Source organism: Acidisphaera sp. S103, from assembly GCF_009765975.1.
GTDB lineage: Bacteria > Pseudomonadota > Alphaproteobacteria > Acetobacterales > Acetobacteraceae > Rhodopila.
Genome location: NZ_LMUJ01000047.1, coordinates 1 through 6,240, shown reverse-complemented (window position 1 = coordinate 6,240; position 6,240 = coordinate 1). Strand labels below are relative to the sequence as shown.

Genomic DNA, 6,240 nt, shown 5'->3' with positions numbered 1-6,240 from the left:
GGGGGGGGTGCGGTGCCCCGCCGATGGATGGGGATTGCCGCGTCGCTTCGCTCCTCGCAATGATACAAGGTTGAGGGCTTGCGGGCCGTTTGTGGCAAAATGGGAACCGCGGTGCGGGCCGGATCGGGCCTACGCCTGCTTGCGCTCGATCAGGCTGCGGCGGATTTTGCGGCCGCGTTCCACCTTGTCCTCGATATACGCCGTATCGCCCCAACGCACCGCTCGGGCCATCGCCTGGGCGTCCTCCATGAAGCGTTGCAGCATTTCCAGCAGCGCTTCGCGGTTGTTTAGGAAGATGTCCCGCCACATCACCGGGTCCGACGCGGCGATACGGGTGAAATCGCGGAAGCCGGAGGCAGCGAAATTGACGACCTCCTGCCGGCTTTCGTCCGCCAGGTCGTCGGCGGTGCCGCAGATGGTGAAGGCGATCAGGTGCGGTAGATGCGACACGATCGCCAGGACGCGGTCGTGGTGGCTGGGCTCCATGCGTTCGGTCTGGGCGCCGCAGCGCTGCCACAGGGCCTCGACCTTGGCGATGGCCGCTTCATCGGTGCCGGGCACCGGCGTGAGAAGGGTCCAGCGGCCCTGGAACAGCTCGACGAAGCCTGAATCGGGACCGGAATGTTCGGTGCCGGCGATGGGATGCGCCGGGACGAAATGCACGCCGGCGGGCACCAGCGGGCCGACGTCGCGGATCACCGATTGCTTGGTCGATCCGACATCGGTCAGCACCGCTCCGGGGGCCAGATGCGGGGCGATGCGCGCGGCCAGGGCGGCGAAAGCACCGACAGGAGCGCACAGCATGACGCAGTCGGCGCCCTCCACGGCCTTGCCGGGGTCGAGTTCGACCCGATCGGCGAAACCAAGTTCCATGACCCGGTCCAGCGTTGCCTGGGTGCGGGCGTTGACGACGATTTCGGCCGCGATGTCGCCGCGTTGGCGCGCGATGCGCGCGACCGAGGAACCGATTAGCCCGACGCCGAGAAGCGCGAGCCGCTTGAAAACAGGATCAGCCACGTGATTGCCGCATGAATTCCGTGAAAGCGTCGACGGCCAGACCGACTTCCTCGGCGGTGCCGACAGTGACCCGCAGGCAGTGCGGCAGGCCGTAGCCTCCGACCTTGCGGACGATGATGCCGTTGGTGCGCAGGAACGCATCGGCGGCGTTGGCGTTTTCGGTCGTTTCCAGATCGACCAGGACGAAGTTGCCCTCGCTGGGCCAGACTTTCAGGCCGGCGGCCTGGATGCCCGCCGTCAGTTTGGGGCGGTATTCGGTGTTGTGTGTTCGGCTTTTTTCCACCCAGCCGGGTTCGGCCAGGGCGGCGATGGCGGCGGCCTGCGCGGGGACGGAGACGTTGAACGTCCCGCGCACCCGGTTCAGCACGTCGATGACGCCGGGTGGCGCGTAGCACCAGCCGATCCGCATGCCGCCGAGGCCGAAAACCTTCGAGAATGTCCGTGTCATCACCGTGTTGTCGGTGGCGTCCACCAGCTTGATGCCGGCGTCGTAGGCCGGGTCGGTGACGTATTCGGCGTAGGCGGAATCCAGGACCAGCAGCACTTCGGGCGGCAGCGCCGCGCGGAACCGAGCAACATCGTCGGCGGGCACCATCGATCCGGTCGGGTTGTTCGGGTTGGCCAGGAAGACCAGGCGCGTGGCCGGGGAGACCGCCGCCAGCATCGCGTCCAGATCGGCGGTCAGGTTGCGTTCGGGCACCTTGATCACCCGGCTGCCGGCATAGGTGCCGGCAATGTGGAAGATGGCGAAGCCGTGCGCCGACATGATGATGTCCCGGCCGGGACCGCCATAGGCCAGGCAGAATTGGTATAGCAGGTCATCCGACCCGGCACCGCAGACGATGCGGTCGGGGTTCAGGCCCCAGCGCCGGCCGATCGCCTCCCGCAGCCGTTCGGCGCCGCCATCGGGGTAGCGATAGGCCGACTCGGCCGCTTGGATGATGGCGGCCCGAGCGGACGGGGGCACGCCGAAAGCGCCTTCGTTGGAGGACAGCTTGATGGTGCGGTTGGCGCCCGGCAGTTCCGATTCGCCGGCGACATAGGCGGTGATGGTCAGGATTTCCGGGCGGGGGGACGGCGTGGTCATCGTGCCGGCCCCGCGACGGGGACCGCGTAGCTGCCCAGCACGACCGGGCGGCGCAGTACCACGCCCAGGCGGCCGAGCCTGGCGTCGTCGTCGGACAGGTGGCCCTCGATTTCGACCAGGACGTTGGCGACCGGCGAGCCTTGCTGGCGCACCAGCACCATGGTTTCCGGTTTCAGTCCGGCCCCGGACAATTCACTGGACAGGCGCGCTCGGCTGACGTCGCTGTCGCATTCCATGCCCAGGAAGGACTGGTCTTCTCCGCTGGCATCCGGCGGCGTGGACGCCACGACCACCGCCTGTGCGGTGGGGGCGCCGTCCGGCCTGGGTTTCCAGAACGGCAGGCGGCCGATGATATGCAGGCGGGGTTCGTGGTGCAGCAGTGCGACCCACCAGTTGTCGATGTCGGACGGGTAGGGCAGCACCGCGACCGAGGCGACGCCCTGGCTGACATCGGCCAGCGCCTGGCCGGCGCTGCCGTATGAGCGCAGTGGGGTCAGCGCACCGAAATGCTCGCGCGCCAATTGGGTCAGCGGCGCACCGTGGTCGGGGTCGCAGACGGACAGGGAAAATCCGCCCTGCATTGTCGTCGTCCCGGCCAGCAATTCGCGCCAGATGCGGACCAGGGCCACCGGCGGCAGCGCGCCGCGGTGCCGGCCCAGCAGGCGGCGGATGATCGACGCCTCCCGCCCCGGACGGAACGCCGCGGGTTTGCCGGAGCGTGCCACGTACTCGACGATCTCGGCACGCTGCATCAGCAGGTCGTGGACCGTGTTGTCGATCCGGTCGAGTTCGGCCCGCAGGGCGGGTAGTCCGCCGCTACGCCAACCATCGTTGGATGTGGAGTCCTCCCCGCCGGCATCGGTCGGACCGAATGCGGCAGGTGTGCTGTTATTGGTCGAAGCGGAGCTGGACATCATTCTCGCCGTCTGGGTGGGGGAGACTTAGCGGATGCGCATCGGTCTGCAAACCGCCTTTGGCGATAAGGTTCCACGCCGTCCGGCGATGGGAGCCTATACCGGTGGTTGCGACCGGCCTCGGCAGGTCCTATGCAGGCGCCGCGATGGACCAGCCAGCCACCCGTATGGACCCGGTCGGGTCCGCCAGTCATACCCATGTCACGTTCGATGACGGGATCACGCTGGAATGCGGCACGACGTTGCGGCGGCACACGGTCGCCTATCGCACCTATGGCACACTGAACGCCGACCGTTCCAATGCGATCCTGGTCTGTCATGCGCTGACCGGCGACCAGTATGTGGCGGAGCCGCACCCAGTCACCGGAAAGCCCGGCTGGTGGGACAGCGTGGTCGGTCCCGGCCGGCCGGTGGACACGAATCGGTTCTTCGTCATCTGCCCGAACGTGCTCGGCGGTTGCATGGGCAGCACCGGTCCGCTCAGTAATCGCGAGTTGCCGGATGGAACCGTGGTCGACGAACCCTGGGGCACCGATTTCCCACCGATCACGATCCGCGACATGGTGCGCGCGCAGAAGCGCCTGATCGAGCATCTGGGGATCGAGCGTCTGTTCGCGGTGATCGGCGGGTCGATGGGCGGTATGCAGGTGCTGCAATGGGCGGCGCTGTATCCGGATGCGGTGTTCGCGGCGTTGCCGATCGCCAGCGCGTCGTATCACTCGGCGCAGAACATCGCGTTCCATGAGGTCGGGCGGCAGGCGATCTTCGCCGATCCGGATTGGCAGAACGGGCAGTACTGGCGTGGCGGGCGCATTCCCGCCCGCGGCCTGGCCGTCGCTCGCATGTGCGCGCACATCACCTATTTGTCCGAGGAAGCGCTGACCCGCAAATTCGGCCGCCGGTTGCAGAACGCGCCGAAGGACAGCACCGAAGCGATCAGCCTGTTCGGCGAGATGTTCGAGGTCGAGAGCTATCTGCGGCACCAGGGCAGCACCTTCGTGCAGCGCTTCGACGCCAACAGCTATCTGACCATCACCCGGGCGATGGATTATTTCGACCTGGCCGCCGATTATGGTGGTGACCTGGCGGATGCGTTCCGGGGCTCGCGGACGCGGTTTCTGCTGGCGTCATTCACCTCCGACTGGCTGTTTCCCACCACCGAAAGCCGGGAGGTGGCTCGGGCGTTGAACCGGGCGGGTGCCAACGTGTCGTTCGTGGAGTTCCCGACCGACAAGGGCCATGACGCGTTCCTGCTGGACGAGCCGGATTTTCACCGCGCGCTCGCCGGGTTCCTGCGCGGTTGTGCCCTGCATGCCAGGCTGGATGCATGAGCACGCTCGATCCGGTTCGCTTCCTGGCCAAGAATATGCGGGTCGACCTGGCGCTGATCGCCGGGATGATCGAACCGAACACGCGGGTGCTGGATATCGGCTGTGGCGATGGGATGCTGATCGACCACCTGTTCCAGACCAAGGGATGCGATGCGCGTGGTATCGAGATCGACATGGCCGAGGTGACGCGGGCCGTCGTGCACGGGCTGCCGGTGATGCACGGCGATGCCGATATCGATCTGGAGCATTATCCCGACGGCGCGTTCGACTACGTGGTGTTGTCTCGGGCCTTGCAGGCGGTGGAGAAGCCGCGGGCGGTGCTGCAACAGATGCTGCGGATCGGCACGCGGGCGGTGGTCAGTTTTCCGAATTTCGGCCATTGGCTGGTGCGCTGGCAGTTGCTGTCCACCGGGCGGATGCCGATGACCGCGACGTGGGACCGGCCGTGGCACGAAACCCCCAATATCCATCCCTGCACGATCCGCGATTTCTTCGTTCTGTGCGAGGAGGAAGGTTACGTGGTGGAACGGTGGCTGGCGACCGACGATGGCGGGCGGCGTGCGCCGTGGCGGCGTGCCTCCCGGTTGGCCAACATGTTCGGGGAGCAAGGCTTGTTCCTGCTGCGGCACCGATAGGGACCCGGCGATGCCGCTGACGGGATCGCAGCGGAGGGAGGCGCTGGCGGGCTATCCGCCGCCCCGGCGGCCCTGGCGGATTCGGCTCGCGGTGCTGGTTTCGCTGCTGGTCCATGTCGCGATTGGTCTGTTGTTGCTGGTGACGATCCGGCGTGAACCCATGTCGGAGCAGTTGCCGCCGCCGTCCGAGGTGACGATGCTGTTCGACACTGGGCGGAAGAGCGGGCCGACGCTGCCAAATCCGAGCTTGCAGGCGACGCCGCCGGCGCCCCCGGCGACGGAAGCGCCGGCCCCGGTGGTGCCTCCGACGGAAGCGCCGCCGCTTCCGGTCGAGCCTACGCCGCCGCCGGCCGCGGCACCCCCGCCATCGCCTCCGGCACCGCCAACGCCCAAGCCGGCTCAGTCGCCGGCCGAGGCGCCTCCGGTGCCGTCCTCGCCGCCGCCCGCGCCGGCGGAAGCGCCGCCGGTTGAAGTGCCGCCACCTCCGGCGGAACAGGCACCCCTGCCGCTGCCACCTCCGCTGCCGCCGGTGATCAAACCGTCACCAGCGCCGCCGCGGCGGGTGCCGCCTCCGGCCAGACGGGCCGCTCCGCCGAAGCCGTCGGAGTTTTCCGCACCGATGGATTTCAGCTTCGGGACGCCGAAACTGACGCCGCGATCGGCTGCTCGGCCGCGATCCACGGTGCATATCCCCGGAACGATCGACATGTCGCTAGGACCGGCATCGCGGGGTAAGCCGGATGTGACGCCACTGTCGCAGCACGATGCGGATGCAGCGGGTGCCGATTGGGCCAATGCGCTGAGCCGATGGGTATCCGAACACGCATTCTATCCAGACGAGGCCCGCCGCAATGCCGAGGAGGGCGATGTGACGGTGCGTGTCCGCGCCGATCCGGATGGACGGGTCAGGGAGGTCGAACTGGTTGGTAAATCAGGGTCGATGTGGCTGGATTTGGCGTTGCTGTCGCTATTCCGCGATCAGCATATTCCTGCCCTGCCGTCAGGGGATCATGACCCGATCGATTTCAATTTCCTGATGCACTACATACTGATCAGGCGGCCCTAGTCTTACTGTGTTATAAAGTGCTTGCCCGATTCGACGTGGATTTGTCAGTGATGGAGATTCTCACTCGTGGAGGCGGGTTGTGGGTCTCGAATGCAAGTCACGTGGCAGCGAATCACGCTTCGGCGCCTATGTCGAGGCGATCACGTCTGTGCTTGGCCATGCCGATCGCGCCGCACCGTTCCGATCGTAT

At 67.0% G+C, this 6,240-nt stretch carries 6 protein-coding genes; 3 read left to right on the top strand and 3 right to left on the bottom strand.

Going from position 1 to position 6,240, the window contains the following annotated elements; genetic code table 11:
- Positions 1 to 129 precede the first annotated feature (129 nt).
- Genes GSQ89_RS12150 through GSQ89_RS12140 form a run of 3 tightly spaced genes read right to left on the bottom strand, consistent with a single transcriptional unit; the run spans position 130 to position 3,018 of the window.
- Positions 130 to 1,017 (bottom strand): prephenate/arogenate dehydrogenase family protein, encoded by an 888-nt coding sequence (locus tag GSQ89_RS12150; RefSeq protein ID WP_158925421.1) that lies wholly within the window; start codon positions 1,015 to 1,017, stop codon positions 130 to 132.
- Positions 1,010 to 2,104 carry a histidinol-phosphate transaminase gene (hisC, locus tag GSQ89_RS12145; protein ID WP_158925419.1) on the bottom strand — a complete coding sequence of 365 codons (1,095 nt, stop codon included), beginning with the start codon at positions 2,102 to 2,104 and terminating at the stop codon, positions 1,010 to 1,012. Before hisC ends, GSQ89_RS12150 begins: the two co-directional genes overlap by 8 nt.
- Positions 2,101 to 3,018 (bottom strand): chorismate mutase, encoded by a 918-nt coding sequence (locus GSQ89_RS12140; protein WP_158925417.1) that lies wholly within the window; start codon positions 3,016 to 3,018, stop codon positions 2,101 to 2,103. Before GSQ89_RS12140 ends, hisC begins: the two co-directional genes overlap by 4 nt.
- 167 nt (positions 3,019 to 3,185) lie before the next feature.
- Here GSQ89_RS12140 and GSQ89_RS12135 point away from each other — a divergent pair, with 167 nt between their 5' ends.
- From GSQ89_RS12135 to GSQ89_RS12125, 3 genes are read left to right on the top strand one after another with little or no spacing between them, the layout of a single operon-like run.
- Positions 3,186 to 4,349, top strand: coding sequence for a homoserine O-acetyltransferase (locus GSQ89_RS12135; protein ID WP_254073184.1), 1,164 nt, complete (start codon positions 3,186 to 3,188; stop codon positions 4,347 to 4,349).
- Between the two features lie 35 nt (positions 4,350 to 4,384).
- Positions 4,385 to 4,984 (top strand): methionine biosynthesis protein MetW, encoded by a 600-nt coding sequence (gene metW, locus GSQ89_RS12130; protein WP_158925568.1) that lies wholly within the window; start codon positions 4,385 to 4,387, stop codon positions 4,982 to 4,984.
- A gap of 10 nt (positions 4,985 to 4,994) precedes the next feature.
- On the top strand, positions 4,995 to 6,050 hold the full coding sequence (locus GSQ89_RS12125) for a TonB family protein (protein WP_158925413.1): 1,056 nt from the start codon (positions 4,995 to 4,997) through the stop codon (positions 6,048 to 6,050).
- The last annotated feature ends 190 nt before the right edge of the window (positions 6,051 to 6,240 follow it).

Excerpts from the sequence above, each read along its gene's own strand:
- GSQ89_RS12140 (WP_158925417.1), bottom strand. The coding sequence starts at position 3,018 with ATGTCCAGCTCCGCTTCGACCAATAACAGCACACCTGCCGCATTCGGT.
- metW (WP_158925568.1), top strand. The coding sequence starts at position 4,385 with ATGCGGGTCGACCTGGCGCTGATCGCCGGGATGATCGAACCGAACACG.
- hisC (WP_158925419.1), bottom strand. The coding sequence starts at position 2,104 with ATGACCACGCCGTCCCCCCGCCCGGAAATCCTGACCATCACCGCCTAT.
- GSQ89_RS12125 (WP_158925413.1), top strand. The coding sequence starts at position 4,995 with ATGCCGCTGACGGGATCGCAGCGGAGGGAGGCGCTGGCGGGCTATCCG.
- GSQ89_RS12135 (WP_254073184.1), top strand. The coding sequence starts at position 3,186 with ATGGACCCGGTCGGGTCCGCCAGTCATACCCATGTCACGTTCGATGAC.